This is a genomic window from Pseudomonas sp. Marseille-QA0332 (genome assembly GCF_054950175.1).
This window is the reverse complement of record NZ_CM143106.1, coordinates 1,048,734-1,075,515: the sequence shown is the minus strand read 5'-3', so window position 1 is coordinate 1,075,515 and position 26,782 is coordinate 1,048,734. Positions and strand designations below refer to the sequence as shown.

General features: G+C 66.5%; 23 protein-coding genes. 7 read left to right on the top strand and 16 right to left on the bottom strand.

Translation table 11 applies throughout. The annotated features are described in order from the left end of the window. Positions 1-5: 5 nt before the first annotated feature. From ACY8GK_RS05210 to ACY8GK_RS05190, 5 genes are all read right to left on the bottom strand, one after another. The gene (locus ACY8GK_RS05210) at positions 6-1,256 is read right to left on the bottom strand and encodes an MFS transporter (protein ID WP_462402501.1); all 1,251 of its coding nucleotides are present in this window, start codon (positions 1,254-1,256) and stop codon (positions 6-8) included. Positions 1,257-1,376: 120 nt separating this feature from the next. Next, positions 1,377-5,252 carry a non-ribosomal peptide synthetase family protein gene (locus ACY8GK_RS05205; RefSeq protein ID WP_462402500.1) on the bottom strand — a complete coding sequence of 1,292 codons (3,876 nt, stop codon included), beginning with the start codon at positions 5,250-5,252 and terminating at the stop codon, positions 1,377-1,379. A gap of 142 nt (positions 5,253-5,394) precedes the next feature. Then, the gene (locus tag ACY8GK_RS05200; protein WP_196174754.1) at positions 5,395-6,144 is read right to left on the bottom strand and encodes a maleate cis-trans isomerase family protein; all 750 of its coding nucleotides are present in this window, start codon (positions 6,142-6,144) and stop codon (positions 5,395-5,397) included. Between the two features lie 73 nt (positions 6,145-6,217). Next, entirely contained in the window at positions 6,218-7,093 is an 876-nt protein-coding gene (locus tag ACY8GK_RS05195; protein WP_196174755.1) for an NAD(P)-dependent oxidoreductase, read from the bottom strand. Positions 7,094-7,250: 157 nt separating this feature from the next. Beyond that, positions 7,251-7,832 (bottom strand): TetR/AcrR family transcriptional regulator, encoded by a 582-nt coding sequence (locus tag ACY8GK_RS05190; protein WP_196174756.1) that lies wholly within the window; start codon positions 7,830-7,832, stop codon positions 7,251-7,253. Positions 7,833-8,060: 228 nt separating this feature from the next. On the opposite strand from ACY8GK_RS05190, the gene ACY8GK_RS05185 reads away from it, so the two are divergent. Both ACY8GK_RS05185 and ACY8GK_RS05180 read left to right on the top strand, forming a co-directional pair. Then, entirely contained in the window at positions 8,061-8,492 is a 432-nt protein-coding gene (locus ACY8GK_RS05185) for a Rid family hydrolase (RefSeq protein WP_196174757.1), read from the top strand. A 65-nt stretch (positions 8,493-8,557) separates the two neighbouring features. After that, on the top strand, positions 8,558-8,839 hold the full coding sequence (locus tag ACY8GK_RS05180) for a hypothetical protein (RefSeq protein WP_196174758.1): 282 nt from the start codon (positions 8,558-8,560) through the stop codon (positions 8,837-8,839). Here the strand turns inward: ACY8GK_RS05180 and ACY8GK_RS05175 are convergent. The 8 genes from ACY8GK_RS05175 to ACY8GK_RS05140 all read right to left on the bottom strand — a co-directional run bounded on the left by ACY8GK_RS05175 (position 8,836) and on the right by ACY8GK_RS05140 (position 16,985). Continuing rightward, the gene (locus tag ACY8GK_RS05175; RefSeq protein WP_462402499.1) at positions 8,836-9,366 is read right to left on the bottom strand and encodes a hypothetical protein; all 531 of its coding nucleotides are present in this window, start codon (positions 9,364-9,366) and stop codon (positions 8,836-8,838) included. The genes ACY8GK_RS05180 and ACY8GK_RS05175 overlap by 4 nt on opposite strands. 34 nt (positions 9,367-9,400) lie before the next feature. Continuing rightward, on the bottom strand, positions 9,401-9,721 hold the full coding sequence (locus tag ACY8GK_RS05170; RefSeq protein WP_462402983.1) for a DUF7673 family protein: 321 nt from the start codon (positions 9,719-9,721) through the stop codon (positions 9,401-9,403). A 369-nt stretch (positions 9,722-10,090) separates the two neighbouring features. After that, positions 10,091-11,449, bottom strand: a complete 1,359-nt coding sequence (locus tag ACY8GK_RS05165) for a c-type cytochrome (RefSeq protein WP_462402498.1) — start codon at positions 11,447-11,449, stop codon at positions 10,091-10,093. An 11-nt stretch (positions 11,450-11,460) separates the two neighbouring features. Further along, entirely contained in the window at positions 11,461-13,230 is a 1,770-nt protein-coding gene (locus ACY8GK_RS05160; protein WP_196174762.1) for a GMC family oxidoreductase, read from the bottom strand. A gap of 38 nt (positions 13,231-13,268) precedes the next feature. Then, positions 13,269-13,988 carry a gluconate 2-dehydrogenase subunit 3 family protein gene (locus ACY8GK_RS05155; RefSeq protein WP_196174763.1) on the bottom strand — a complete coding sequence of 240 codons (720 nt, stop codon included), beginning with the start codon at positions 13,986-13,988 and terminating at the stop codon, positions 13,269-13,271. A 183-nt stretch (positions 13,989-14,171) separates the two neighbouring features. Next, positions 14,172-14,993 carry an OBAP family protein gene (locus ACY8GK_RS05150; protein ID WP_462402497.1) on the bottom strand — a complete coding sequence of 274 codons (822 nt, stop codon included), beginning with the start codon at positions 14,991-14,993 and terminating at the stop codon, positions 14,172-14,174. An 84-nt stretch (positions 14,994-15,077) separates the two neighbouring features. After that, on the bottom strand, positions 15,078-15,788 hold the full coding sequence (locus tag ACY8GK_RS05145; protein ID WP_462402496.1) for a DUF72 domain-containing protein: 711 nt from the start codon (positions 15,786-15,788) through the stop codon (positions 15,078-15,080). 321 nt (positions 15,789-16,109) lie between these two features. Further along, positions 16,110-16,985 carry an AEC family transporter gene (locus ACY8GK_RS05140; RefSeq protein WP_462402495.1) on the bottom strand — a complete coding sequence of 292 codons (876 nt, stop codon included), beginning with the start codon at positions 16,983-16,985 and terminating at the stop codon, positions 16,110-16,112. A 359-nt stretch (positions 16,986-17,344) separates the two neighbouring features. On the opposite strand from ACY8GK_RS05140, the gene ACY8GK_RS05135 reads away from it, so the two are divergent. The 4 genes from ACY8GK_RS05135 (at position 17,345) to ACY8GK_RS05120 (ending at position 22,099) form a co-directional block, all read left to right on the top strand. After that, positions 17,345-18,667 carry an MFS transporter gene (locus ACY8GK_RS05135; RefSeq protein ID WP_462402494.1) on the top strand — a complete coding sequence of 441 codons (1,323 nt, stop codon included), beginning with the start codon at positions 17,345-17,347 and terminating at the stop codon, positions 18,665-18,667. A gap of 171 nt (positions 18,668-18,838) precedes the next feature. After that, a complete protein-coding gene (locus ACY8GK_RS05130; RefSeq protein ID WP_462402493.1) occupies positions 18,839-19,390 on the top strand; it encodes a YbhB/YbcL family Raf kinase inhibitor-like protein in 552 nt (183 codons plus the stop codon). Between the two features lie 161 nt (positions 19,391-19,551). Then, positions 19,552-19,932, top strand: coding sequence for a RidA family protein (locus ACY8GK_RS05125; protein ID WP_196174770.1), 381 nt, complete (start codon positions 19,552-19,554; stop codon positions 19,930-19,932). A 64-nt stretch (positions 19,933-19,996) separates the two neighbouring features. Next, a complete protein-coding gene (locus ACY8GK_RS05120; RefSeq protein WP_462402492.1) occupies positions 19,997-22,099 on the top strand; it encodes a TonB-dependent receptor domain-containing protein in 2,103 nt (700 codons plus the stop codon). 108 nt (positions 22,100-22,207) lie between these two features. Here ACY8GK_RS05120 and ACY8GK_RS05115 read toward each other — a convergent pair whose 3' ends face one another. The 3 genes from ACY8GK_RS05115 to ACY8GK_RS05105 are packed head-to-tail and all read right to left on the bottom strand — an operon-like array spanning position 22,208 to position 25,928. Further along, on the bottom strand, positions 22,208-24,427 hold the full coding sequence (locus ACY8GK_RS05115; protein WP_462402491.1) for a xanthine dehydrogenase family protein molybdopterin-binding subunit: 2,220 nt from the start codon (positions 24,425-24,427) through the stop codon (positions 22,208-22,210). Next, positions 24,424-25,413, bottom strand: a complete 990-nt coding sequence (locus ACY8GK_RS05110; RefSeq protein ID WP_462402490.1) for an FAD binding domain-containing protein — start codon at positions 25,411-25,413, stop codon at positions 24,424-24,426. Before ACY8GK_RS05110 ends, ACY8GK_RS05115 begins: the two co-directional genes overlap by 4 nt. Then, on the bottom strand, positions 25,410-25,928 hold the full coding sequence (locus tag ACY8GK_RS05105; protein WP_196174774.1) for a (2Fe-2S)-binding protein: 519 nt from the start codon (positions 25,926-25,928) through the stop codon (positions 25,410-25,412). Before ACY8GK_RS05105 ends, ACY8GK_RS05110 begins: the two co-directional genes overlap by 4 nt. A gap of 73 nt (positions 25,929-26,001) precedes the next feature. Here ACY8GK_RS05105 and ACY8GK_RS05100 point away from each other — a divergent pair, with 73 nt between their 5' ends. Then, positions 26,002-26,634: a nucleotidyltransferase family protein gene (locus ACY8GK_RS05100; protein WP_196174775.1), complete on the top strand. Its 633-nt coding sequence runs from the start codon at positions 26,002-26,004 to the stop codon at positions 26,632-26,634. Positions 26,635-26,782: the final 148 nt, after the last annotated feature.

Below are 26,782 nucleotides of genomic sequence, written 5' to 3'. Positions count from 1 at the left end.
TGAGCTCAGGCAGCAGCTGGCGGCAGCGAATGATCACCCCGATGGCCGCGCCTGAAACCGCGGTTGCCTGCCTGCCAGACCACCAGCATGGCAGCCAGCGCCAGGACCAGCAGCGCCAGCGGGAACGACGCGGCACCGAACCGCTGTAGCAGGATCCCGCCGCTGACACCCCCCATGGCCACGGCCAGATTGAACACCGTCACCAACATCGACTGCGCCACATCGGCGCCGTCGCCCGCCGTGTCGGCGATGGCCGTCTGCAGCAAGGTTGGCGCGCCGCCGAAGGTCACCCCCCACAAGGCGATGCCGGCCAGTACCAGCCAGGTATGGTCGTTCGCCACACCGAGTGACAGGGCCGCCACGGCGAAGCCGGTCAGGCTGACCAGCGTCAGCGCACGCAAGGCACGGTCGACCCAGACGCCGGTGAGCCAGATGCCGCAAATCGAGGCCGCGCCGAACAGCAACAGCACCAGGTCGACCCGCTCGCCGAGACCGACCGAAGCGAGGTAGGGCGCGATGAAGGTGTAGAGGACGTTGTGGGCCAAAATCCACAGGAAGATCACCAGCAACACCGAGCGGATGCCCGGCATCAGGAAGATTCGCTTGATTGATTGGCGCTGGGCCGCAGGCTGCCCGGCAAAGTTCGGCAAGGCGCACCTGACCCACAAGGCCAGCAGCAGCGACAGGGCCGACATCACCCAGAACACCCCACGCCAGTCGGACAGGCCACCCAGCCAGGTGCCCAGCGGCACGCCCAGGCACAGCGCGATCGGCTGGCCGACCCCGACGATGGCCAGCGCGCGCCCCTGCAAGGCACTCGGCACCATGCGCCGGGCATAACCGGCCAGTACGCCCCAGATGATGCCTGCCGACATGCCCGCCACCAGGCGCGAAGCCAGGATGATCCGGTAGTCCGAGGACAGGGCGGTGATCGAGTTGAAGACCAGCAGCCCGCCGATGGCCAGCAGGAACAGCGGCCGCCGCGACCAGCTGCGGGTCGCGGCGACGATCGGAATGGCGGCGATCACCGAGCCCAGGGCGTACACCGACACCAACTGCCCGGCCAGCGCCTCGGAGACGCCCAGTTCCAGGCTGATCTGTGGTAGCAGCCCGGCCGGCATGGTTTCGGTCATGATCGCGATGAAGCCGGCCAGGGTGAAGGCCAGCAGACGCGCTACCGGCAGGCGCGTCGCATCGGTAAGCAGCGGCGTGGCTGCCGCGGGCGAATGTTGCGTAATCAACTGTTGCGTAGTCATTAGCGGATTCCTTTCAGAGCGCAAAGCGGCAAGCTGCAAACCGAGCGGCGCTGGCAGCGCACTCGTCGCTCGTCTCGGCGACCGGGTCGGCCTGCGGCTTGTCGCTTGGCGCTTGATGGGTCAGGCCAGGCGGGCTGGGCACAGGTTGGGATCGGACTGCCGCAACAGGCCGAGCAGCTCGCTGATGCCGGACGCTCGCAGCAGTTGGTAATGGTCGGCCGTGGCCTGCATGATCCGCGGCTGCCAGTTCAGCTGGTCGAGCGCCTCCTCGAGGAAGGAGTCATCGTCGCCAGTGGCCTTGACCAGTGTCACCGGCGCCTGGATGGGATGTTCGACCAGCTCGGCGAAGCTGTACTTGAACTCGTAGGTCAGCTCGACGATTTCGCAGATCCGCTCGGCCAGTGGCGCATCCAGCTCGCCCATTCGCTCGCTGACCAGGGCAAGGAAGTCTGGCTTGGAACGCACCCGTTCGAGCCGCTGCTGTTCGTCGGCAGTGGGCAGCGCACCGACGAACACCGAATGCAGCACGGCAAGAAATGCCGGATCGGCGAAGCGCTGCTGACCGGCAAGACGGATCGTCGGGCGCGCGCGCGGGTTGCCAGGCGCGATCAAGACCAGCTCGTCGATCCGCTCGCCCTCGTTCTCCAGCTGGCGGGCGACCTCGAACGCCACCCGCGCGCCGAACGAATAGCCCCAGAGGGTATAGGGGCCCTTGGGCTGGCGGCAGCGCAGCAGGGCGACGTCTTCACGGGCCATCTGCGCGAGGCTGGAGTATGGCTGCTCACCGGGATTGATGCCGAACGCCTGGATACCGTAGAACGGTCGCGCCGGGGCTGCCTCACGCGCCAAGGCGCGCAGGTTCATCGGGTATCCTCCTAGCCCCGGCCAGCAGAAGATCGGCCGCTGCTGCCCCTCCACCGGGTTGAGGCCGACCAGCCGCGACAGGTCATCGAACGAGCCGCTGGCGACCTGCGCGGCCAGCGCCTCGATGGTCGGATGAGCGAAGATCGCTTGCAGCGCAAGGTGGGTGCCCAAGGTGCGGTTGATGCGGTTGATCAGCACCACGGCCAGCAGCGAGTTGCCACCGGCCTCGAAGAAATCGTCGATGACCGAGGTCGACTCGCCGGGCATCACCGCCTGCCAGATCTCGGCGATCCTGCGTTCCAGCAAGCTGCGCGGCTGGACCACGATGCGCTCCTGGCGCACGCTGTGAACGGTGCGCTTGAGCCGTTCGACGTCGACCTTGCCATTGGCGGTCAGCGGAATCTGGTCGAGCACCACGAACTGGTTCGGCACCATGTAGTCAGGCAACTGTTGCTCGAGTTCCTGCCTGAGCAGTTCTGCCGGGCCCTGAATGTGCACGGCGTCCTCCTTCATGCCCTCGCTGCTTAGCTGCTCTTCGCTGACCCGCCCGGCCAGCGCGAAGTACGAGGCGCCGATGTCGTCGGGCTGCCGCGCAAGCAGTTGTCGCAGGCGACGGGCGGTCTCCAGGTCGTGGCCACTCTTGGAACTGTAGCCCGAAGACATCAGCCCCAGGCGCAGGTCATTCATCTGCAAGCGTTGCAAGCGCCGGCCCAAATGAATGTAGCGCTCCCAGGCCGGCGTCTCGTCGATCACCAGGGACACCCCGAAACTGGCCTGCTCGTAGGCGCGCTGGTTGATCGCGATGACGTCCTTCTTCTGGATCAGTTCGTCGGAGCATTTCTCCAGGCGCTGATCCTGGTAACGGTAGAGGCCGGCAGGCAGGTCTTCGATGCGCCCAGGATGGGACTGCACGAACGTGCGCACCGGTTCGCTCGTGCAGCGCTCGGCATGGCTGACCAGCGCATAGCTGCCCAGGTACTGGTCGCCTTCGCCACAGGCCAGCAGTTGCAGGACGTGCGGCTGGTGACTGCCAGCCGCGAGGCCCAGGCCGTACTCGGGCAGGACATGGTCGAGCAGACCGAGCACATGCCCGGCTTCCATTTCCAGCACTTCGGCCACGTTGTTGCGGTACACGGCTTCGATCGCACTGGCCTTGCCGACCAGGTGCAGCACCACGCTGGCGCGGCCGGTAGACGGCCGTTCGCACATCAGCACCAGTTCATGGGTCAACGCAGCGAAGTAGTAGATGCCGCTGCGCAGCCCGGCCATCGCGTCGATTTCCAGGTACAGCTGGTGTGCATACAGCGCGCCGGGCGAAGCGTAGGCGTACTTGGGCAGCAGGCGCTCCTGGCTGTGGAACGGCCCGAGGTTGCGCAGAAGCTCGCCGAGGCTATCGAGCGTCAGGCTCGCGAGCGACGTGTCGATGCCCGCAGGCGTGCTCCAGCAGAGCAGGTCGAGCACATCCTGCCGGCTGACCGGGCCGCCTTCGAAGAAGCGGTAGGTCTTGCGCGCGAACGCCCGCGCTCGCTGCTGCGCGGTGCCCTCGCGGCAGGCCAGGCGGATCACTGCCCTGCCCTGATCGGCGCTGGCGTCGCGACCGCCGAGCTGGGCCAGCTGCGCACGCACCTGGACACGGCTGGACTTGGACAGGTGATGGGCGCCGTGGCTGCCCTGGTCCATCAACAAAGCCTCCCAGGGATTGAGCGCCACGCAGGCCAGCAGGCTGTCGAAGGCCCCCTGCCGATCGCGGTCGACGAACACGGCGGCGCTTTTCACCCAGGGATGGTTCTCGATCGCCACGCGCACCTCGTCCAGCTCGATGCGATAGCCGCGCAGCTTGACCTGGTTATCGGCGCGACCGATGAACTGCATGCTGCCATCGGCGTTCCAGCTGGCCAGGTCGCCGCTGCGGTACAGCCGGACCGGGCCGTGTCCGGCCTCGATGACACGCTCGACGAAGCGCTCGGCGGTCTGCTCGGCGCGCCCCAGGTAGCCACGCGCCAGCTGGCGCCCGCCAATGTACAACTCCCCCAGCGCGCCTGGCTCGCGCACCAGGGCACCACTGTGCGGATCGAACAGGTGGAAACAGGTATGGGCGGCCGGGAAGCCGATGGAAACCACCTTCGTCGCCTGCACCAGCGTGGCCCGGTCCACCACCAGAGAGGACGCGTTGATGGTGCACTCGGTAGGGCCGTACAGATTGACCAGGCGACTGCCAGGCAGGGTGTCCAGGCAGGCCAGTGCCAGCTTGCGAGTCAACGGTTCGCCGCCACTGAAAAGCGTGCGCAGCGTGCGGCACTGGGCGAAGCCAGGCTCGTCGACCAGCGCCTGCAACAGCGTCGGCACACATTGCAGCAGGCTCACCGCGTAGCGTCGCAGCGCCACGACCAGCGCCGCGGGATCGCGATGAATGCCTGGCTCGCCCATCACTACCGTGGTGCCAAGGGCCACGGCGAGCAGCTCCCACTGCGCCGCATCGAAGCTCATCGGCGTCTTGCGCAGGAGCGTCTGGGTCTGGTCCACGCCATGCGCCTGGCGCAACCAGGTCAACTGGCTGACCAGGCTGCGATGCTCGATCTCGACGCCCTTGGGCTGGCCGGTGGTCCCCGACGTATAGATCACATAGGCCAGCGAGCCGGGCCCAGGCCCCTCAGGTCGCTCCAGCAGCGCATCGTTCGCCGCCAGTTGCTCGTCCAGGGCTTCGCAGACCAGGCTCGTTTCGCCGAGGCCCATCTCGAGCAAGCCCTCGCGCAGGGCCGGCTGGGTGAAGATCAGCTTCAGGCCGGCGTCCTGGATCATGTAGCGCAGGCGCTCGCGCGGGTAGTCCGGCGCCAGGGGCAGGTAGGCGCCACCGACCTCGAGGATGGCCAAGGTCACGACCATCAGGTCCAGCGAGGGCTCGACATGGATGCCCACGCAGTCCCCTGGCCGGACCCCACGTTGGCGCAGCAGGCAGGCGGCCTGCTGGCTGCGTCTGCGCAGCTGGGCGAAGGTCAGCGCGCCCTCCTGGCTGATCACCGCGATCCGCTGCGGCGTGGCCCGGACCTGCCGATGGAACAGCTCGGTCACTGTCAGAGGCTCGTCTTCCAACGCACCAGCCCATTTCCCTGCTTCGTTCGAACCTACGTCCATGCGCGCGCTCCAGCGTATGCGTTCCGTGCGGCCACACCACCGCGCCGCACGCCGGGTAGGCGTGGCGCAGGCTGCGGTGGCCATGGTGTCAAATCGTCGACCGCTGCCGCGGCGGCCCCAGGCCAGCCGCGGCCGTGTCTGTTCAGTGTCGTTCCAGCAGCCGGCCGAAGCCACCTACCCGGTCAGCGATGCCGCTGGAACGCAGCGCATGCCAGTACAGCATCACGTTGTTGGAGATCACCGGCTTGTCCAGCCAGGCCTCGGCGATCATTGCCGCTCGCGCCATGGCCACGTTGGTGCCGACCTGCACGATGGCCTGGACCCGAGGGCTATCGACGGCGCGAATCGCCTCGAAGATCCGGGCCTGGCTGATCTGCGCGATATTGGCCGGGCTCGAGGCGCCCAGCCCTTGAATGGAAACCACATCGTAGCCGTTGTCGAGGAAGTAGCTGCTGACGGTGTCGTCGCCTACCGGCAGATACGGCGTGAGGATGGCGATGCGATGGATGTCGCCCAGGGCCGCCAGCGCCGCCTTGCAAGCATCATGACTGGTGGTGACCGGCACCCCGCTGGTCATGTCCAGGAAGGACTCCATGATCACTTCGTGACTGCCCTGACCTTCCCAGTAGCTTTCCGGCGATACGCCGACGATCACCCGATCGGGCTTGCAGGTGAGCAGGCCATGGATGGCATCGGAGGTGGAGAGGCGGATGTTGTTCAGCACGTTCATGAATCCCGGACGCTGATCCATCAGTTCATCCTGGATCAACATGCGGCTGACCTGGTTGGTGACTCCGAAGGGACGCAAGGCATCGGTCTCGGGTTGCATGGAGGTGTTGGTCGACGGCAGGATGATGCCCATCTTCAGGCGGTAGCCAAGTGAATCGATCATAACGTCACTCAGGGTCGACGGCGGTAGCGTCGACCCCCCAGCTGGGAAACTGGCGCTCTACGCAGCGCAGGACTTACTTGGCCAGGTAGGAAGCGGCCATGTCCTTGTCGCCATGGCCTGCCTGCAGGGCCCGCTGGAAGCGCTCGAGCCCGGCCTCGACGGTGTCGACCTTGATGCCGGCGTCGCGAGCGGCCTGCACCACCAGCTCGGCATCCTTGGCGGCATTGGCCACCGAGAACGTGGTGGCGTAGTCATCGGCCATGATCGCGGCCGACTTGAGCTGGAAGTATAGGTTGTCCAGCGGACCGCCCTTGACCACATCGACCACCAGCGCAGGATCCACCCCCAGCCCCTTGGCGATGGACAGGCTCTCGGCGACCCCGTGGGTCAGCGCCAGTACCCAGCTGTTGAGGGCCAGCTTGAGCTTGCTGCTGACGCCGGGTTCTTCGGCTACCCAGAGGGTACGCTTGCCGATGGCATCGAAGACCGGCTGGATCTCGGCGCGATGGGCTTGGGCGCCCGAAGCGATGATCACCAGCTGGCCTTGCTCGGCAGGGCCCTTGGTGCCCTGGACCGGCGCATCGTAGAACGCCAGCCCGTGCTCGTCGGCGAAGGCCGCCAACTGCTCGCTGGCCGCCACCCCGACCGTGCTCGCCTGGATCCACACGGTACCCTTGGCCAGGCCGGGCAGCGCGGCGCGCATGGCGTCCAGGACCGCCGGGCCGTCCTTAAGCATGGTCAGCACGATGGCCGCGCCACGCACCGCGTCGGCGGCCAGTTCCTGCACCTTCACGCCCGACTCGGCCAGGGGCGTGGCCTTGGCGTAGGTGCGGTTCCAGGCCGTGGTCTGGAAACCGTTCTTCTGCAAGTTGCGGGCGATGGCCGCGCCCATGATGCCGGTACCGAGAACGGCGACAGTCTTGTTGTTAGCGTTTACAGCCTGGGTCATTGCAACTTCCTTTTAAGTGTCGAGCAGACGGTATGTTCGTTGCACTTCGCTCGGGTGCGCCTACCACTGCCTCCGGCACCCATCTCGCAAAAGTGACATGAACTTATTGAACGTTCATTACAAAACCTTCGGGACCTTCGAGGCTATTGCCGAGGTCTCACAAGGCAGAAACGGCAACCTCGACGATGTCGGCCAGCCGCTCGGATCGATCCTCGCGCGCGCCTCCCTTGCCGATCACCCGGATGCCCTGGATGGTGCTGACGATGAAACGCGCCAGCGCTTCGGGACGCTTGCCCGGATCGATCTCCCCGGCGGCCTGCCCACGCAGCAGCAGCGCCGTCAGGGCCCGCTCCATCCGGCTGAAGTTCTTCGCCACCAGTTCGGCCACGCCGCTGTCGTGTCGAGCCACTTCCAGCGAGGCGTTGGCCACCATGCAGCCGAAGTTCTCGGTGTCCTGCAGCTCCTCGGCGACGATCTTCAGCAACAGTCGGCGGATCAGCTCCTTGACTTCGCCCTCCTCGGCCAGCAACGCCACGTTGAAGGCAGTCATCTCGTAGTAGCGGCGCAACGCGAACTCGTACAGGCCCTGCTTGCTACCGAACGCGTTGTACAGGCTGCCACGGCCCAGACCGGTGCCCTCGACCAGATCCTGGATGCTCGTGCCCGCATAGCCACGTAGCCAGAAAACCCGCATGGCGGCCTCGGCGATGGCGTCCGAATCAAACTCTTTGGGTCTCATCAAAACACCGGTACTGGAACGATCGGTCCAGAACATAGCACCGGCCTCCAACTGCGGTCAATCGTCTTTGCACAGGGAAAAACAAGTTCGAATCCGACACTTGCTTGTCATGTTCAGATGATGCAATTTGAAAAAACCCACACATCCTTCGGATTGCATCCGTGGCCTCATGCTGGTCGCGCGGTGTCTCCGGCTGTACTCGACCACCTAGCGAAAGGAAGCTCGCCAATGACCCAAACCGCAGTTCGCACCGGCAACCCGCAGGCGCCCTATGCCGAGTCCATCGCCCTCCCCCGTGACGCCTCGCTGGTCTACGTCAGTGGCATCCTGGCTGACGTGAGCGACCCGACGGCAGCGCCTGGCACGGTCGCGGCCTATGGCGACACCCATGCCCAGGCCTTGTCGGTACTGGGCAAGATCAAGACGATCCTGGCACGCCACGACCTGCAGATGCACCACATCATCCAGCTGCGGGCCTTCCTGGTCGGCACGCCAGAGCATGAAGGCCGCCTGGATTTCCAAGGTTTCCAGCGAGCCTATGCGACCTTCTTCGATCAGCCGGACCTGCAGACCCGGCCTACCCGTACCGCCATCCAGGTGGTTGCATTGCCGCTGCCAGGCACCCTGGTCGAGATCGACGTGGTCGCCGCCCATCCTTGAAGGCAGCCCAGAGGGAATAGCCGCTTCGACGAACGTCCTGTATTCCACAAGTCATGGAGGACTTTATGAACGCGTCGCTATATGGCGAGATCGGCAAGACCATTGCCAGCATCGGCAGCCGGCATTTCGCCCGGATGTTCCGTGACCTGGTGAACAGCCACCTCACGGCCGAGGCCAGCGAGCTGCAGCTGTGCACCTGCAGCCAGGCACAGCCGCTGCCACTGACCGGCCAGACCGTGGCCGAGGCGCAGGAGCGGGACCCGGCCCGTACCCTGCAACCAGCACGTCCCGGGCCTGTTTCGACAATGCGCCACGCTCAGCATGACGCTCGCTCATGCAAGGCCTAGCCCCACCCCAGCTCCCGACGGATCGCCTGCCGGTAGGACGTATCGAGCTGACGTGGCACCTGCTCGATGTAGTCCCTGGCGTGCTTGAGCTGATCGCCTTCGAGACCTTGCAGGTAATCGATGGCGTCGCGCTGCGAAGGCATGCGGTTCTCGATGCCGGCGAAGCACGGTGGCAAGCCGGTCCAGATCACCGCATCCAGGCGCCTGGCGATGGCCCAGCGCATGAGCGGTCCCTCCTGGCCGGGGGCGATCAACATCGAGGCCACGCCGTCGCTGCGCTGTGCCGGAATCTGTTCGCGCTCGCGCAGCATCCGGCAGGCGCTCTCCAGGTCGTCGCTGTCGACCTGCGCCCAGAACACCGGTAGCGGCTGCGCATTCAACGAAATCGCCGTCGACAGTTCTCCGCCCTCGGCGACCCGGCAGAACTCCACCGCGACCGGCGGGCCATCTGCCTTCCACTGCCCGGCGATACGCAAGGCACCGGGCTTCCACAACAACGATCCCCAGCCAAGACACGCTATGTTCATGTCCACCCCTCATGCCGTTCATGGTTATCCTGCATCACTCAAAGGCTGCACCTACGGTGTCAGCCGGCGAGGCGCCCTGCGCGGTGTATCCGAACAGGGCCTCGAACCGCGGACCATAGCCAAGCGCCAGCGGATGTAGGCGATTGGCGGCGATCCAGGCGAATACCAGCACGCAGGCGCGCGCGTTTTCGTCGTCCATGACGGCCAAACCATCGAGGGCGAACCCACCGTACACATCCGGATTCCACCAAGCCTTGAGAAACTCGGCAACGGCCCGGGCCTGGGCGCCGTCCGCGCTGGCCGCCAGCAACAGCTGCTCGAGGGCACCGCGGGTCGTCGCGCCCAGCTCGATCACGTTCAACGCCTCCCCCTGCTCGTCGCACGGGCGCGACTGCGCAGCATGGCTGCAAGGCTGCCCGAAAGCGGGCGGAGGTTGACTCGACGCATTCGACGATCTCCGCAAGACGGGTCCAGAGAGCGCTGGAAACCGGGTGACACTGCGGCTATGAGTCTCTGGCCCGCGGAAAAGTCGCAAGCAATGCGGGGAAAAAATTGCCAGATGTGCGGCAGGTCTCAGTTACATCTAGCCCCTGGCCTCCCCCAACAAGGCGACCAACCCAGGGCAACCACGACGGAGCCTCGCCAGCGGCAGCCGGCGAGGCTTCATTCACCCGGCCGGACCACCCTGGACAGATGGACAGGCCAGCATCACATGCAACGGACCTTACTCGGGCTCACTGGGCTTGACCGCCCTGTCGCCATGGGTATCCAGCGTCGCCCGTACCTGGGCCACCTGTTCGGCGGTCACCGCGGACGCCTGGTTCGACCAGCCCTGGCGCAAGAAGCTGGCCAGCTCGGCGACTTCCGCATCGCTCAGGCGCCAGGCGAAGCCGGGCATCGGCAGCACCGAAGGGGCGCGCTCGGTCGATGGCGTGCTGGCTCCAGCGAGAATCAGGTGGATCAGCGCCGTGGGATTCTCGGCATTGACCACCGTGGCGCCATCGAGACGCGGGAAGATCTGCGAGGCGCCTTCGCCAGAAACGAAGTGGCAGGCGTTGCAGTTGTCCAGGTACAGCCGCTGACCCAGGTCGAGGTCCTTGGCCGCGGTCAGCTTGGCGGTGGTCGCTTGGCTGCGCGAGGCTTCGTGGCGGTAGGGCCGCGCATGTCCATCGATGGACTTGAGATAGGCAGCGATCGCCTGCAGGTCCTCGTCGCTCATGTGCGAGGTGCTGTTGGCCACCACATCGGTCATCTCGCCGGCCACCGAGGCCTTGGCATTGCGCCCGCTGCCCAGGTACTCGACGATCTCTTCCTCGGTCCAGTGCGGCATGCCGCGCAGGGCCGGCACCGACCAGCCGTTGAGCTCGGCCCCGGCCAGGTAGTCGCCGTCCTGCTCGTCGAGCCCCTCTTCCTGCATGGTCAGGGCGCGCGGCGTGTGGCACGAACCACAATGCCCAAGGCCCTGGACCAGATAGGCCCCGCGCGCCAGCTGCGCATCGCCGCCGGCTTGCTGCCCGGCGGCCAGCGCCTCGGGGGTTGGCGAGAACAGCGCCCGCCAGTAGGCCAGCGGCCAGCGGATCGACAGCGGCCAGGGGATGTCGTTGGCCTTGTTGGCTTGCTTGACCGGCTCCACGCCATGCATGAAATAGGCATACAAGGCCTGGATGTCCTCGTCGGAAACCCGTGCATACGAAGGGAACGGCATGGCCGGGTACAACGCGCTGCCGTCGTGGCCGATGCCACGGCGCAAGGCGCGCTCGAACTGGCCATAACTCCAGCCGCCGATGCCGGTATCGGCATCGGGGGTGATGTTGGTCGCATAGATGGTGCCGATCGGCGAGGCGATGCCCAGGCCGCCAGCGAACGGCTTGCCACCGTCGTGACTGGTATGGCAGGCCACGCAGTCACCGGCCCGCGCCAGATAGGCGCCCTTGTCGATCAACTGTGGGGTGACCGGCACGGCCAGCTGCGCCGAAGCGTCCCCGGAACGGTTGAGCAGCAGGCTCAGCGCCCAGCCCAGCAGCACGAGCGCCAGGCCCAGCACCAGCAACCCCAGCAGGATGGAGCGGAATCGGGTTTTCATCGTCGCGCTCCTCATGCTTGTACCAGCGGGCCAGGGTTCTTCAGGTACTGTTCCTTGATGGCCTGGGCGGCGAACAGGGTCAGCGCGCCGATCAACGCCGTCGGGTTGGCCTGGAAGTTCTGCGGGAAGGCGTTGCCGCCCGGAACGAACACGTTGTGCACGTCCCAGCTTTGCAGGTAGCGGTTCAGCGCGCTGGTGCGGGGCGACTCGCCCATCACCGCGCCACCGACGTTGTGGGTCGACACGTACTGGGTGATGTCCCAGTGCGAGTCCATGGCCAGGTAGCTTTCGCTGTAGCTGTCGGGATTGAGCTCCTTGGTGATGTCCTGCACGATGCCGCGCAGGTACTGCTGCAGCTTGAGCTCATTGGGCCGCCAGTCGAAGGTGATGCGCAGCAGCGGCTGGCCCCAGGGATCCTTGTAGTTCGGGTCCAGGTCGAGGAAGTGGTCACGGTAGGACATGCAGCCCGTGGAGATGCTGACCTTCATGGAGTGGCCGTACCACTCCTGCAGGCTTTCCTTCCAGCCGTCCCCCCAGTTCGGCGAGCCCGGCGGCAGCGACGTGCCGATCGGTGCGCCGGTGGCCTGGGAGCTGTGGATCTTCGCGCCGCCGATGATGCCCAGCCCTGGGCCATCGAAGTTGCCCGGCGAGATGTCGTTGAACATCTGGCCGGTGGCACCGGCGGTGGCGAACGGGTTGAAGCGCTTGTCCTTGAAGAACAGCGTGGTACCGCCGACGCTCAGGTAGGCATAGTCGCGACCGATGGTGCCCTCGCCGGTCAACGGATCGTAGGGCTTGCCGATGCCCGAGAGCAGCATCAGCCGCACGTTGACGAACTGGAAGCCGGCCAGGATCACGATCTTGGCCGGCTGGAAGACCTCGTTGCCCTCGTTGTCGGCATAGGTCACGCCACGCGCGGTCTTGCCGTCGGGGTGCAGGTCCACGCGCAGGACGTTGGCATTGGTGCGATAGGAAAAGTTGTCCATGCGCTTGAGCGCATCCATCACCGCGGTCTGTGGCGATGCCTTGGAGAAGTTCAGGCACGGGTACTTGCTGCAGAAGCCGCAGTAGTTGCAGGGCGCAATCTGGTTGCCGTAGGGGTTCTTCCAGGCTTGCGAGACATTCGCCGATGGGTTGGGGAATGGGTGGTAGCCGAGCTTGCGCGCGGCGTCGGCGAACATCTTGCAGTTGAGCGTGTCCTGCAGTGGCGGCAGCGGGAACGGGTTGGAACGCGGCCCTTCGAACGGGTCGCCGCCGTCGATGATGCGGCCCTGCAGGTTACCGGTGTTGCCCGAGGCCCCGCAGATCTTGTCGAACTTGTCCAGGTAGGGCTCGATTTCTTCCCAGGTGAACGGGTAGTCGCCGATGCGCATGTTCTCGTCCAGCTGGCCGGGGGCATAGGCCTGCTCGGCATAGGTCTTGAGCTTGATGTCGGTCGGCGTCGGCCGGATCAGCACGCCGGTCCAGTGCAGGCCCGAGCCCCCCACCCCGGTACCTGGCACGAAGGCGCCCCACTGGCGGGTCGGCAGCGCCGTGCTGTTCATGTTGTGTCGTACCGTCAACGCCGCGGCCTTGGGCGTGGCCATGATCTTGTTGCGCATGCCGTAGGCATACTGGTCGGCCGGCTTGGGATAGGCGAAGTCGGCGTTCGGCCGGTCCTCGCCGCGCTCCAGCGCGCGTACCTTCAGACCCGCCTGGGCCAGCTCGATGCTCATCAGCGAGCCGGTCCAGCCGAGGCCGACGACGACCACGTCGACTTCGTCATTAGTGATGTTTGCCATTGTCCTTGATCCTTGTTCGCTCTACCGCTGGTGCTGGTTCAACCGCGCGCGCCACTGAGGCTGACCGGTCCGAGGGGGTACGGGACGTTGTGCTGCGCGACCCATTCCAGGTAACTGGCCCGGGCACCGGGGAAACCGATGGCGATCCACGCCTTCATGCCCCGATTGCCGCCGTAGATGGGGTCGGCCAGGTAGCCTTGCTTGGCATGGGTCAGCAGCTCGCTGAAGAACAGCCCCGGCTTGAGCGTGGTTTCGCCGACACTGGCGAAATCCACCTGGCCGCCCTGCAGCTGCTTGAGCAGCGCGGTCTGCGCCGGCGCGTCGAGCGCGGCGAAGCTGCGCCCGTGGCGGGCCTGGCACCAGGCTTCGGTGCAGGCGATGCCCTTGCGGTAGATGTCCTGGGGGGTATAGGGCAACTGATAACCCAAGGTCGGCGGCGCATTAACGTCGAACGGCCCTTCCAGGTACAGCTCGCTGCCCAGGTCGCCGGCCAGCTGCTGGTCGAGAAACACCGGGACGTTGGCCTCCAGCCCGCCGGGGCCGCGCCCGCCGCCCGGAATCAGCCGGTCGCAGGCCGCCATGACGAAGGCCCATTCGGCGGCGCTGAAGAAGGTCGGTCGGTAACCATCGAGGTCCGGTGCGACCATCTCGGCGGCATCGGCGGCGCTCAGGCCCTGGATCGTCACGCCGATCGCGGGCAGGGCGACAAGGGAAGAAAGCAGGAACTTTCTCCGGGAGGTTTGCTTCGACAACAACATGGAGGTTCACCTATGACTGATCACGTGGAAACCTGGGATGGCGGGCCGACTTCTGGTGTTCGGCTCGACGATGGCATACCTGTGCTCTGGCGCATCCCTGGCGTCAACAGGTCGACTGCCTGGCCTCTCGGTTGGTTCCCGCGCTGGCGAAGTCGTTCTGTTCGCCAGCGCGGCAGGCCGGAGCTAGCGGCTCGTTGGCCGCACCGAGCGGGCATTTTCCTCAGGCGCGGAGGCTGGCCGTGAATGCAGGTGGACATGGCCGGTCGGGTCGGGAATCTGCACCACCTTTCCCGACTGCCAGGCATCGGCGCCGCGCTCCACCGGTGCCGGCCGGATACTGGCGCGGGCGCGGCGATGCTCGGCGGTGTCGACGCCCAGGCGCTGGTCCCGCTGGCGCAGCATGGCCGGGTCGATCTGGCCATCGGCGGTGAAGCCCATCATCAGCTGCGGGACGCCCAGCGGCAGCTCCAGGTCCTGGTCGGTGTGCCAGGTGTGCCAGGTCTTGCCATAGGTATCGGCCAGCTTGCTCATCAGCCGGGTTTCGGCGGCCAGCGGCACGCCGGGGGCAATCAGCGTGCCGGAGGTGACTTCGTGGGCATGGCTGTGCCAGAGGGCCTTTTCCTCGGTGGGCAGGCTGGCGAACAGGCGTTTGCTGATGATGTATTCCACGCCCATCAGCCGCGCATCGCTGACATTGCCGTCATAGATCACGCACTGGATCACTTCCTCGTTGACGATGGCGCAATAGTGGTGCGCCTCCATCTGGACGTGGGGGTGACCGTTGTAGAAATGGAAGCCGTCGAGGTAGGCATTGAGCTGGTCGATCGGCGGCCGGCTCTGCAACGCTTCGGCACCGAGTTCGAGCAACTGCGTGTCGGCCTGCTTGGGCTGCCCGGGCGGCGCCACCGGGGATTCGGTGTCGTGCCCCGCGCAGCCTTGCAGCGCCAGGCACAGCAGCGCCAGCCCAGATCCATTGCGCCATCGACCTTGCTTGTTGCCCCGCATGTCATTCTCCTTTCCCTATGGTGGTAAGAACCCGCTTCTACAGCAGAGGGCCGGGCGAGCGGAAAGTTTGATCCGATTGCGCCATCACAGCTGCTCGGCGATGGCCAGGGCATTGCCCAGCGCCGCGCCAGCGGCGGTGTTGTCGAAAATGCACCAGGTCGGCACGCCCGTGGCCACCGAGGCGCGCAGGCGCTGGGCGAACGCCTCCAGCCAGGCGGGCGGGTAGTCGCTGTAGTAGATCCGCGGCACACCATGCAGGCGCCAGTAGACCAGGCCCGGCCAGCCGCTCGGAGCGGCATCGTTCGCGAACCGTGGCGGGTCGGCCGCCACCTGGGCGACTTGCAGGTCCACCAGCAATGCCTGGGCCTGGCGCCAGGATGCATGGCGCGGCTCGATCGCCAGCGGGCCGGCATAGCGCTGGCGCACCGCCTCGAGGAAGCCGCGTGCCACGACCGGCTCGAAAGCCAGCGAAGGCGGCAACTGCACCAGCAGGCAACCGAGCTGCGCGCCCAGCTCGGTACATTCGCCAAGAAATGCCTCCAGCGGCGCCTGGCAATCGACCAGGCGTCGTTCATGGGTGATCGCCTGGGGCAGCTTCACCGAAAAGCGAAACCCTGGCGGCACCGACGCCGCCCAGCGCGCATAGGTCGCCGGGCGGTGCGGACGGTAGAAGGAGCTGTTGATCTCCACGGCATCGAGCCGTGCCGAATAGCGCTGCAACTGGCTGCCCGCGCTGGGGAAACGATCGAAGTAAGGCCGGGATAGACTCCAGCCAGCGGTGCCCAGGTGGATCATCCGAGGTTCTCCGGGTGGCAATGCGGGTGTGGAGTGAGCGCGGCTCGGGTTGGTTCCATCATCGAGGCGTGTGCGCGGCCATCACAGGCGGCCTGGCGAGGTTCTGGCCACGCCTGGATTCAGGCATTGTCGTGGAAGGTTTCGAAGCGTTTTCCAGCCGTGTTCTTGATGCCCGCCATGACGCGCCGCGCCTTCATCCGGTTCACCAACCTGCCCCCCGCATTCGCCCGACGAGGCGCTTCGCCGTGGCTTGGGGAACGTGCTGGCTACGCTCCTGTCTGCGGTCACCTGGAGCCCAGCGGCATGCCGCGCAGCGACGAGTCACAACCACCACGCCAGGACCAGCGGCAGGAACACGAACGACAGCGCCGTCGAGCACATCACCAGGTTGGCCACCTGCTCGGGCGAGCGACCGGCGCGTATCGCCAGCAGGTAGTTGAACACCGCCACCGGCATGGCCGACTGCACCACCAGCACCGCCCGCGCCAGCGGCTCCAGGTCCAGGGCCAGGCCGAGCGCCCAGCCCACCGCCGCGCCGAGCAGCAGGCGCAGCCCACCGAGCAGCAGGCCGCTGCCGACATGGCGCAGGTGGATGCTCGCCAGCGATACGCCCAGGGTCAGCAGCATCAGCGGGATGGTCATGCCACCGAGCAGGTCCACGGTGTTGCCGAGCCAGCGTGGCAGCTCCAGGTCGAGGAAGATGATCGGCATGGCCAGCACCAGGCTGATGACGATGGGATTGCGCAGCAGCGCCTTCAGTGACGTGACGCCGCCGGACAGGACGATGCCCAGGGTGAATTGGAAGATCGACAGCGTCAGGAAGAACGCCACCGCCAGCGCCAGGCCCTGCTCGCCGAAGGCATAGAGGCTGATCGGCAGCCCCATGTTGCCAGTGTTGGGGAACATGAATGCCGGTACCAGCACGCGCCAGTGCAGCTTCGACAGGCGGCTGACCAGCAGCCCGGCCAGCGCCATGCCAAGCATGCACAGCACGCAGGCCAGGGCCATGTGGGTGAAGGCGAGCGGATCCAGGCGGGTGCGGCTCAAGGTCGACAGCACCAGCGAGGGCGTGCCGATGGTCATCACCAGCCGGGCGATGAATTCGACGGGATAGCTGGCGCCCGAGCGCGCCCAGGCAAAACCGAGCCCGGCAACGATGAACACGGGAGCGAGCACGGCGAACAGCGAGCCCAGCATGGCAGGTTTCCTTCCCTTCGAAACCGCCCATCCTAGAAGCTGCGCGTGCCCGCGGGCAAGAAAGAATGTCTGTGACGTCATAGCACTGGCCAGCAGTTTGTGCCTGCGACGGGCCAACCAGGCCAGTGCGTCACTCTGTCGCAGGCGAGGCTATCGAAAATGTTCTTTTCGACGAGCACAAGCACCCATGACTTAGCCTAGAATCCGCCATCTTTCCAGCCTGCCCCAACCGACCACCCTTGCCCTGGCCCGATCGTCCGATCCCGCGCCACGGCAGCGCACGCCCGTGCGCTCGCGTCATGGCCTGGCGCAGCCATCTGGACTGCTGCTCGTATGCAACATCATCTACTGAGGTCTATATGTCTGTGCACCTGCTGGCGATGGCGCTGGCACCTTTGCTCGGGTTGTTCATCGTCGGTCTCGGCAATGGCTTCCTGTCCTCCCTGACCACCTTGCGCCTGGACGCAGCCGGCGAGTCGGCGACCATGATCGGTATCGTTTCGTCGGCGTACTTCATCGGTCTGACCATCGGCGCGCTGTTCAACGACCGGCTGATCCTGCGCATCGGGCATATCCGCGCCTACAGCAGCTTTGCCTCGCTGATCGCGGTGACCATCCTGCTGCAGGCGCTGGTCCATGATGCCTGGGGCTGGGCCGTGCTGCGCCTGGTCAGTGGCTGGGCGACGGTCGGGGTGTTCCTGGTGATCGAAAGCTGGCTGCTGCTGGCCGCCGCGCCCAAGGTCCGTGGCCGCCTGCTGGCGCTGTACATGATCGCCCTGTACGGCTCTGGCATGCTTGGCCAGGCCGGGCTCGGCTGGCTGGCGCAACTGGACGATGCCGCACCGTTCATGGTGGCTGCGATGCTGGCGGCGCTGTCGGTGGTGCCGATCGTGATCCTGCCTCGGGTGTCGCCGCTGCTCGAGCGAGTCGAGCCGCTCAAGCCACGGCAGTTGCTCAACGTGACCCCCACCGGGCTGGTCGGCTGCTTCGGCTCCGGCGTCGCGATCGCCGCGGTGTATACCTTGCTGCCGCTGTATCTGCAACGCATCGGCATGGACATCAGCGAAGTCGGCCACATGATGGCCAGTACCATTCTCGGCGCGATGGTCCTGCAGTACCCGGTGGGCCGCTGGTCCGACCGTCGTGACCGGCAGACCGTGCTGATCGCCCTCGGCCTGCTCTGCGTGGTGCTGTCGCTGGTGTTCCTGGTCTTGCCGCCCGCCTCGCCGCTGCTGGTCGGCCTGCTGTTCCTGCTCGGTGGCGGGGTGTTCGCGATCTATCCGGTGGCGGTCAGCCATGCCGCCGACCGAGCTCCGGTCGAGGAGCTGGTGCCGATGATCCAGGGCCTGCTGTTGATCAACTCGCTGGGCTCGGCCATCAGCCCGCTGCTGATTTCCTCGGTGATGAACAAGGTTGGCGAAGCCGGGCTGTTCTGGGCGTTCGCGGTGATCAACCTGGCATTGGTGGCGTTCTTCCTCTGGCGTCGCGGCGAGCGTCCGGCACCGGTGGCCTCCTCGCCGTTCACCGCGGCCACGCCATTCTCGCCCACCGGGGCGGAACTGCGGGTCACTGATGACCTGATCCAGGCAGCCAGCGAGCATGGCGAGCATGACGATGCCGCGCTCGCCGACGGTCAGGCGCCGGTGGCCGCGCGTGAACGTGAGCGCGATACCGTCGCCTGACCGACCGCGACGTATGCCCTGGGCGGCTTGGCCGGCCGCCCGGGACGAGGCCTTGACGGCTCGAATCGCTGCGGCAGGACCTGTATCGGCGCGAAAACTGTCTACCTTGTGATTAAGGCAAGCAAGTCCCGCGAAGCGGCCCGCTTCGACCTGTCACAGGAGACGTCACCCATGCGCCCAGCCCTGCCCTCATGCTTCGCCGCCCTGACCCTGACCGCCGCGTTCACGGCGGCGCAGGCAGCCCCTTTGTCCATCAGCTCCGAATCCTTCCAGGACAACGCCTTCATCGGCCTTGACCTGGTCGGCAAGGATCCTTCGTGCGGCGCCGGCAAGGAATGGTCGCCGCACGTACGCTGGTCTGGCCTGCCGCAAGGGACTCGCTCGATCGCCCTGGTGATGTTCGACCCCGATGGCGCCAAGGGCCTGGGCGTGGTCCACTGGGTGGCCTATAACATCGACGTGCGGCGGGGTTCGGTCAACGCGGGTGCCGCGCGATTCCAGTCGCACAGCATGACCGTGGGGCGCAACTCCAGCGGTGCGGAGACCTACAAGGGGCCATGCCCACCTGCTGGCGACAATCCGCATCACTACGTGCTGACCTTGATCGCCAGCGACCTGCCGCCTGCCCAACTGCCCTCCGGCCTTGATCGCGCCGGGCTGCTCGAGGCCCTGCAGGGCCATGCCCTGGGAGCGCAGAGTATCGTCGGGCTGTATGGCCATTGAATCGTCATGGTGCGACCCAGCCCGTTTCCCGGAAAGACCTTGGGCCTGTTTCGACGCCGCCTGAGCGCCGCGGCGCCTTTGCGCACGAGGCCCAGGTGGCTCGACCCGGCCGTCCGGCTCACGTACCCTGCACACTTTCTCTACCGACCTGAAGGACTCACATGGCCAACCCAGACATCACCTTCCTGCCCGATCCGGATCCGCAATCGATTTCCTCGGACGTGGCCGGTTTCGGCAATCTGCTGGTGACCACGCAGATTCCCACCCGTGCCGATGGCAGCCTCGAGCTGGGCGGGATCGTCGAACAGAGCGAATGCACCCTGCAAGCCTTGAAGGTTGCCCTGGAGCGAGCCGGCAGCAGCCTGGAGCGTGTCCTGCACCTGACTATCTACCTGACCGACATGGCCGACCGCGCCGCGTTCAACGAGGTCTACCAGCGCTTCTTCGCTAGCCCCTGGCCAGTACGCGCCGCCGTTGGTGTCGCCGCCCTGGCGGTCGAGGGCATGCGTGTCGAGGTGACGGCGATGGCGGCCAAGGGCTGATTCGAACGCCCCGCTGCGCCCGATCCGCACTTGCGAACCCTCTGGTTATGGCAGGACGCCCCGCATGCACTCTAGAACCTCTCACGCAGCTCAGCTGCTCGCGCTGCTCTGCGCACTCGGGGCCGGCCGCCTGGCACAGGCCGAACAGGCGCCAGCGGTCAGCATCCTCGAACCGTTGGTGGTCACCGGCAGCTATGCGCCCACGACCAGCTTCGAGCTGCCGTTCTCGGTCGATACGGTCGAGCGCGGCCAGTTCGCCGATGGCCAGCTGGGGGTCAACCTGTCCGAGGCACTGGCGCGGGTCCCGGGGCTGGTGGTGCAGAACCGCCAGAACTATGCCCAGGACCTGCAGATCTCCTCGCGCGGCTACGGCGCCCGCTCGACGTTCGGCATCCGCGGGCTCAAGCTGATCAGCGACGGCATCCCGGCCAGCACACCGGACGGCCAGGGCCAGGCAGCCTCGCTCAACCTGGACGTGGCCGAGCGCATCGAGGTGCTGCGCGGGCCGACCTCGGCCATCTATGGCAGCAACGCCGGTGGCGTGATCCAGATGTTTTCCCGTGATGGCGAGGGCCCGCCCAAGGTCGGCAGCGATCTGCTGGTGGGCAGCGACGGCTTCACCAAGCAGCATCTGCAGGCCGAAGCGGGCGAGGCCCGCGCCGGTTTCCTGCTGGATGCCTCGCGCATGGACACCGACGGCTATCGCGACCACAGCGCGGCCCGGCGCGACCAGACCTTCGCCAAGGTGCACCTCAAGCCGGACCAGGACAGCCGCCTGGCCCTGATCTACAGCAGCCTGGAACAGAACGACACGCAGGATCCACTGGGGCAGACCTGGCAGGCCTACCGGGCCGATCCACGCTCGGTGGCCAGCAATGCCTTGCGCTTCGACACCCGCAAGAGCATCGACCAGCAGCAGCTGGGCATGAACTTCGAACGCTATTTCGGCGAGGCGACCCTGCAGCTGAACCTGTACGCCGGTCGACGCAGCGTGGTGCAGTACCTTTCAATTCCCCAGGGCGCGCCAGCCAACCAGCGTGGCGGCGGCGTGGTCGATTTCGACCGCGAGTACCACGGCGGTACCCTGCGCTGGCTGCAGCCAGTGAGCGCCGCGCCTGGCGAGCTGACCCTGACCGTGGGCGTCGACCTAGACCGCAGCCGCGACGACCGACGTGGCTACCAGAACTTCATCGGCGATCGGCTCGGCGTCAAGGGCGAACTGCGCCGTGATGAAGTCGATACCGCCAGCAGCCTCGACCCCTATCTCCAGGCGCACTGGCAGCTGGGCGCATGGACCGTGGACGCAGGCTTGCGGCACAGTACCCTGAAGCTGGACGTCGACGACCGCTACCTGGTCAACGGCGACGCCAGCGGCTCGAGAAAATACCAGCGCAACACACCGTCGCTGTCGGTGATGTATGCCTTCACCCCGGACCTGCAGGGCTACCTCAGCGCCGGCAAGGCCTTCGAAACCCCGACCCAGGCGGAAATGGCCTATGCGCCCGGCCTGGTGGAAGGCTTCAATTTCGGCCTCCAACCGGCCACCAGCACCCAATACGAGCTGGGACTCAAGGCCCGCTTCGGCGAGCGGGCACGGCTCAACGCAGCGCTGTTCGAGATCCGCACCCGCGACGAGATCGTCGTCGACAGCGCCCAGGACGGCCGCACCAGCTACCACAATGCCGGCAAGACCCTGCGCCGAGGCTTCGAGCTGAGCCTGCAAGGCGAACTGGCTGAGCACTGGCAGGCCAGCCTGGCCTACACCCTGCTCCAGACCAGCTACCAGGACGACTTCATGCAAGGCAGCCAGCTCATCGAAAAAGGCAACCGCCTGCCAGGCGTGCCACGCAGCAGCCTGTTCGGCGAGCTGACCTGGCGGCCCCGGCAAGGCATCAGCACTGCACTGGAGGCGCAGTACCGCAGCAAGGTCGAGGTCGAGGACAGCAACCAGGCACGCGCCGCCCCTGGCTATGCCGTGTTCAATTGGCGCGCCCGCCTGGAGCAGCAGCTCGGCCCGTGGTCCTTCCACCAGGTGGTGCGCCTGGACAACCTGCTCGATCGCCAGTACGTCGGCTCGGTGATCGTCGGGGACGGCAACGGTCGTTACTACGAGGCCGCCCCCGGCCGATCCTGGTACGCCGGCGCGGGCCTGGCCTACCGCTTCTGAGCTACACACCACAAGCTGATCGCGTTGTCCTGGCATCCAGCACGGGCCTTGAAACCCGAGTTGCCGGCCTCGGCGACTCGGTCCGCTTTTTTCCTGCAGCTAGCAGCTTCAGGCTTCGATCCCTGCTTCCAGCACCTTGTCGAGCGTGAGGGGGAAATCGCGCAGGCGCTTGCCGGTGGCATGGAACACCGCATTGGCCACCGCCGCCGCGACGCCGATGATGCCGATCTCGCCCACGCCCTTGGAACCGAGGTCGTTGACGATGTCGTCCGGCTCGTCGACGAAGATCACTTCGATCTCGCCAATGTCGGCATTCACCGGGATGTGGTACTCCGCCAGGTTGTGGTTCATGTAGCGACCCAGGTGATGGTCTATCTGGGTTTCTTCCTGCAAGGCCATGCCCAGGCCCCAGACCACGCCACCGAGGATCTGGCTGCGCGCGGTCTTGGGGTTGATCACCCGGCCGGCGGCGATGGCGCTGACCACCCGGCTGACCCGGACGGTGCCCAGGTCCTCGTCGACCTGAACCTCGACGAACACCGCCGAATGGGTCGCGCTGGCATAGCCTTGGCGCCGGGCATTGGGCTCTGCCTGGATCAGCGCCTCGCGATCGTGCTCGGGCATGCCTGCGAGGATCTCGTTCAGGGCGATGCGATGCTCGCCTGCCTGGACCTGGCCCTGATCGATGACGAAGTCCTGCGCATCGAGCTGGGCCAGCTCCGGATGTCGCGCGCGCACCGCCTGCAACAGTTTGGCCCGCAGAACCTGGCAGGCCTGGCGTACCGCGGGGCCTACCGAGGAAACGGTGAACGAGCCGCCTTGCAGGGGGGCGGTGGGCAGCGCCGAGTCGCCCAGCACGAAGGTCACCTGGTCCATCGGCACGCCCATGGCGTCGGCGGCGATCTGGGTCATCACCGTGTAGGTGCCGGTGCCGATGTCGGTCGTCGCGCTGCTCACCGTCAGGTGTCCTTGCAGGTCGAAGCGGGCACGGGCGCTGGCCTTCATCTGCATGGCCTCCCAGACCCCACCGGCCATGCCCCAGCCGATGCGCTGGTGGCCCTGGCGCATGCTCCCCGGGCGTGGGTCGCGCCGGTCCCAGCCGAAGGCGGCGGCGCCTTGGCGATAGCATTCGAGCAGTGCCTTGCTCGAATAAGGCTTGCCCTCGTTGCCGTTGCTGTCGGCGAAGTTGATTCGGCGCAGCTGCAACGGATCCAGGCCGCCTGCCGTGGCCAGTTCATCCATGGCGCACTCCAGGCCGATCAGGCCCAGGGCGGCGCCCGGCGCGCGCATGTCCAGCGGCGTATACACATCCAGCGGCACCAGCCGGTACTGCAAGCTGACGTTGTCGCAGCGATAGAGCATGCCGCTCCATTCCACCACATGTTCGGTGAAGTCCTCGAAGCGCGAGGTCTGTCCAATGGCCTCATGGAATACCGCCTGCAGGCGCCCGTCCTGGTCCGCGCCCAGTTGCAGGCGCTGCACCGTGCGCGGTCGATAGCCGAAGGTGAACATCTGCTGGCGAGTCAGCGTGACCCGTACCGAGCGCTTGAGCTGTAGCGCGGCCATGACCGCCAGCGGCAGCTGGTACTGCGGCCGCAGCCCGGAGCCGAACGCACCGCCGACGTAGGCGGCAAATACCCGGACCTTCTCCTTGGGCAGGCCGAACACCTCGTGCAGGTAGGTCTGGCAGTTTTGCGTGCCCTGGGTCTTGTCGTGCACCTCGAGGCTGCCGTCAGGCTTGTAGATCACCGTGGAGGCATGCGGCTCCATCGGGTTGTGGTGTTCCACCGGCGTGGTATAGGTCGCGTCGATGCGCAACGGCGCGCGGGCATAGGCCTGCTGGAAGTCGCCGCGCGGCTTGGGCAATTCGGCTGGCGCCTGGTGGGCCTGGTCGAGGGCTCGCAACAGGTCGGTCTGGTGGCCCTGCTCGTCGATGTCGATGCGTACCAGCGAACCCGCGTAGCGCGCCAGCTCCAGGGTCTCGGCGACCACCAGGGCCAGCGGCTGGCCGCTGTAGAGCACCCGATCGTTGTACAGCGGGCGGAACGGTGCGCCTTCGGCGGCATCATCGTCACTGTAGCTTTGGTCGTCGCCAGCCAGGCGCGGCCGGTCGAGATGATGCAGCACGGCGACCACGCCTGGGACGCGCAGCGCCGCTTCGCAATCGATACGGCGCACCCGGCCGCGCGCCACGTGGCTGGAGACGACGCTGCCATGCAGCAGCCCTTGTTGCGGGAACTCGGCGGCATAGCGCGCCTTGCCGGTCACTTTCGCCGGACCGTCGACACGATCGAGGGGGCGGCCGCTGGCCAGTTCGACAGGTTTCATGGCGTGTTTCCTCCGGCGGCTGCGGTGCTCAATGCGCGTATGATGGCCCGCTGGGCCAGGGTGATCTTGAAGGCGTTGTGTTGCAGTGCCACAGCGCCGGCGAGCAAGGCCGAGGCCGCCTTGGCATAGCTTTCGGCGGTAGCCGGCAGGCCTTGCAGGCTGCGCTCGAGGTCCGGGTCGCGCCAGGGCTTGTGGGCGACGCCACCCAGCGCCAGGCGCACATCGCCGAGACGCTCGCCGTCGAGCCGCACTGCCGCGGCGACCGAGACCAGGGCGAAGGCGTAGGAAGCCCGATCGCGCAGCTTCAGGTAGCTGCAATGGTTGGCGAAGCCCGACGGCGGCAGTTCGATGGCAGTGATCAGTTCGCCCTCGGCCAGCGTGTTGTCCCGTTCGGGTGTGTCGCCGGGCAGGCGATGGAAATCGGCGAAGGCGATCCGCCGCTCGCCCGCTGGGCCGCGCACATGTACCACGGCCTCCAACGCGGCCAGCGCGACGCACATGTCCGACGGATGTACCGCGACACAGGCCTCGCTGGCGCCGAGGATCGCATGGGATCGATTGAGGCCGTCGCGCGCTGGACAGCCCGTGCCCGGCTCGCGCTTGTTGCATGGGGTAGCGGTATCGTAGAAGTAGTGGCAGCGCGTGCGCTGCAGCAGGTTGCCGCCGGTGCTGGCCATGTTGCGCAGTTGTGGCGAAGCGCCGGCCAGGATGGCTTGGGCCAGCAACGGATAGCGTTGCTCGATGAGCGGGTGCCAGGCAAGCTCGGCATTGCTCTGCAGCGCACCGACCAGGACCCCGCCGGTGGGGGTCTCGCGGACGCCTTGCAAGGGCAGCGCGGTAATGTCGATCAGGCGCTCGGGGCGCTCGACGTTTTCCTTCATCAGGTCGACCAGGTTGGTCCCGCCAGCGATGTAGCGGGTGCGCGGCCCGGCCAGGGCGATGGCCTGTTCGAGGGTGTCGGGCTTGCTGTAGTCGAAAGGCATCATGGCTGGCGCCCCCCCTCGATCAGCGGCAGCGCCTCGGCCACGGCGTCGACGATATTGCTGTAGGCGCCACAACGGCACAGGTTGCCGCTCATGGCTTCCTGGATCTCGGCGCGGCTGCGCGCCCGGCCTTCGTTGGCCAGGCCGACTGCCGAACAGATCTGCCCGGGCGTGCAGTAGCCGCACTGGAAGGCATCGTGGCGGACGAAGGCTTGCTGCAGCGGATGCAGGCGTTCGCCATCGGCCAAGCCTTCGATGGTGACCAGTTCGTCGCCGTCGCACATCACCGCCAGGGTCAGGCAGGCATTGACCCGCTTGCCGTTGCGCAACACCGTGCAGGCGCCGCACTGGCCATGGTCGCAGCCCTTCTTGCTGCCGACCAGGTCCAGCTGTTCGCGCAACAGATCGAGCAAGGTCAGCCAAGGCTGTACCTGCAACTGCCGGGCCTCGCCGTTGAGGGTCACGCTGATGGCCCGGGCAGGCGGATCATCTTGCCGCTTCGGATTGAACTCGCTCATGGAAAAGGTCTCACGGTTGATAGGCTTGGGTGCAGTCGGCTGCATCTTCCAGATACGACCGGAGGCTCTTTCCATGCGTTCAGCGCAATCACTTCTGCTCGATCGCCCATGTGTCGGCCTGGTGCTGGCGGCAGGCTTCTCGCGGCGCTTCGGCAGCGACAAGCGCCGCGTCGAGTTCGCCAATGGGCACGGCTTGCTGGCCCGTACCCTGGCCCAGGTGCGCCCGGCCTTCAGTGACTTGCGCGTGGTCTTGCGGGGCGAAGACGATGCCACGCTGCTGGGCGTGCCAGAGGGCGTGCGCATCGTGCGCAGCGCTGTCTCCCATCAGGGCATGGGCGCCAGCCTGGCGGCGGGCATGCGCGCCCTGATCGCCGATTCGCGCGCCGACAGCGCGGCCATCCTGCTGGGCGACATGCCCTGGATCGACCAGGCGACCCTGCTCGAGCTGTGCGCCCAGGCTGGCCCGGAACGGATCGTGCTGCCCTGGTACCAGGGCCAGCGTGGTCAGCCGGTGGTCTTCGGCCGGCGCTTCTGGCCGGAACTGGCGCGACTGGAGCAGGACCAGGGCGGCAAGCAGGTGATCGCCGCGCACCCACTGGCCTGCATCGACTGGACGGTCGCCGACGCCGGGATCCTACGCGATGTCGACCACCCCGCGGACCTGGCGCCAGACCCCTGCCGGGCCAGCAACACCCAGCGTGCATAGGCGACCGCCGTGCCGCGCTGGGCCGCAACGCGGCCCTGGAATTTCGCAGCCCAGACGATATTTCCTGCCAGCCTGTTTACCATCCTGTCGCTTGGCGGGTCCTCAGGCACGGCGGCTCCTACAGGTTGGGCCGTGCTTCCAGTGTCAT

Coding starts and splice junctions, on each gene's coding strand:
- ACY8GK_RS05210 (WP_462402501.1), bottom strand. CDS start 1,256: ATGACTACGCAACAGTTGATTACGCAACATTCGCCCGCGGCAGCCACG.
- ACY8GK_RS05205 (WP_462402500.1), bottom strand. CDS start 5,252: ATGGACGTAGGTTCGAACGAAGCAGGGAAATGGGCTGGTGCGTTGGAA.
- ACY8GK_RS05200 (WP_196174754.1), bottom strand. CDS start 6,144: ATGATCGATTCACTTGGCTACCGCCTGAAGATGGGCATCATCCTGCCG.
- ACY8GK_RS05195 (WP_196174755.1), bottom strand. CDS start 7,093: ATGACCCAGGCTGTAAACGCTAACAACAAGACTGTCGCCGTTCTCGGT.
- ACY8GK_RS05190 (WP_196174756.1), bottom strand. CDS start 7,832: ATGAGACCCAAAGAGTTTGATTCGGACGCCATCGCCGAGGCCGCCATG.
- ACY8GK_RS05185 (WP_196174757.1), top strand. CDS start 8,061: ATGACCCAAACCGCAGTTCGCACCGGCAACCCGCAGGCGCCCTATGCC.
- ACY8GK_RS05180 (WP_196174758.1), top strand. CDS start 8,558: ATGAACGCGTCGCTATATGGCGAGATCGGCAAGACCATTGCCAGCATC.
- ACY8GK_RS05175 (WP_462402499.1), bottom strand. CDS start 9,366: ATGAACATAGCGTGTCTTGGCTGGGGATCGTTGTTGTGGAAGCCCGGT.
- ACY8GK_RS05165 (WP_462402498.1), bottom strand. CDS start 11,449: ATGAAAACCCGATTCCGCTCCATCCTGCTGGGGTTGCTGGTGCTGGGC.
- ACY8GK_RS05160 (WP_196174762.1), bottom strand. CDS start 13,230: ATGGCAAACATCACTAATGACGAAGTCGACGTGGTCGTCGTCGGCCTC.
- ACY8GK_RS05155 (WP_196174763.1), bottom strand. CDS start 13,988: ATGTTGTTGTCGAAGCAAACCTCCCGGAGAAAGTTCCTGCTTTCTTCC.
- ACY8GK_RS05150 (WP_462402497.1), bottom strand. CDS start 14,993: ATGCGGGGCAACAAGCAAGGTCGATGGCGCAATGGATCTGGGCTGGCG.
- ACY8GK_RS05145 (WP_462402496.1), bottom strand. CDS start 15,788: ATGATCCACCTGGGCACCGCTGGCTGGAGTCTATCCCGGCCTTACTTC.
- ACY8GK_RS05140 (WP_462402495.1), bottom strand. CDS start 16,985: ATGCTGGGCTCGCTGTTCGCCGTGCTCGCTCCCGTGTTCATCGTTGCC.
- ACY8GK_RS05135 (WP_462402494.1), top strand. CDS start 17,345: ATGTCTGTGCACCTGCTGGCGATGGCGCTGGCACCTTTGCTCGGGTTG.
- ACY8GK_RS05130 (WP_462402493.1), top strand. CDS start 18,839: ATGCGCCCAGCCCTGCCCTCATGCTTCGCCGCCCTGACCCTGACCGCC.
- ACY8GK_RS05125 (WP_196174770.1), top strand. CDS start 19,552: ATGGCCAACCCAGACATCACCTTCCTGCCCGATCCGGATCCGCAATCG.
- ACY8GK_RS05120 (WP_462402492.1), top strand. CDS start 19,997: ATGCACTCTAGAACCTCTCACGCAGCTCAGCTGCTCGCGCTGCTCTGC.
- ACY8GK_RS05115 (WP_462402491.1), bottom strand. CDS start 24,427: ATGAAACCTGTCGAACTGGCCAGCGGCCGCCCCCTCGATCGTGTCGAC.
- ACY8GK_RS05110 (WP_462402490.1), bottom strand. CDS start 25,413: ATGATGCCTTTCGACTACAGCAAGCCCGACACCCTCGAACAGGCCATC.
- ACY8GK_RS05105 (WP_196174774.1), bottom strand. CDS start 25,928: ATGAGCGAGTTCAATCCGAAGCGGCAAGATGATCCGCCTGCCCGGGCC.
- ACY8GK_RS05100 (WP_196174775.1), top strand. CDS start 26,002: ATGCGTTCAGCGCAATCACTTCTGCTCGATCGCCCATGTGTCGGCCTG.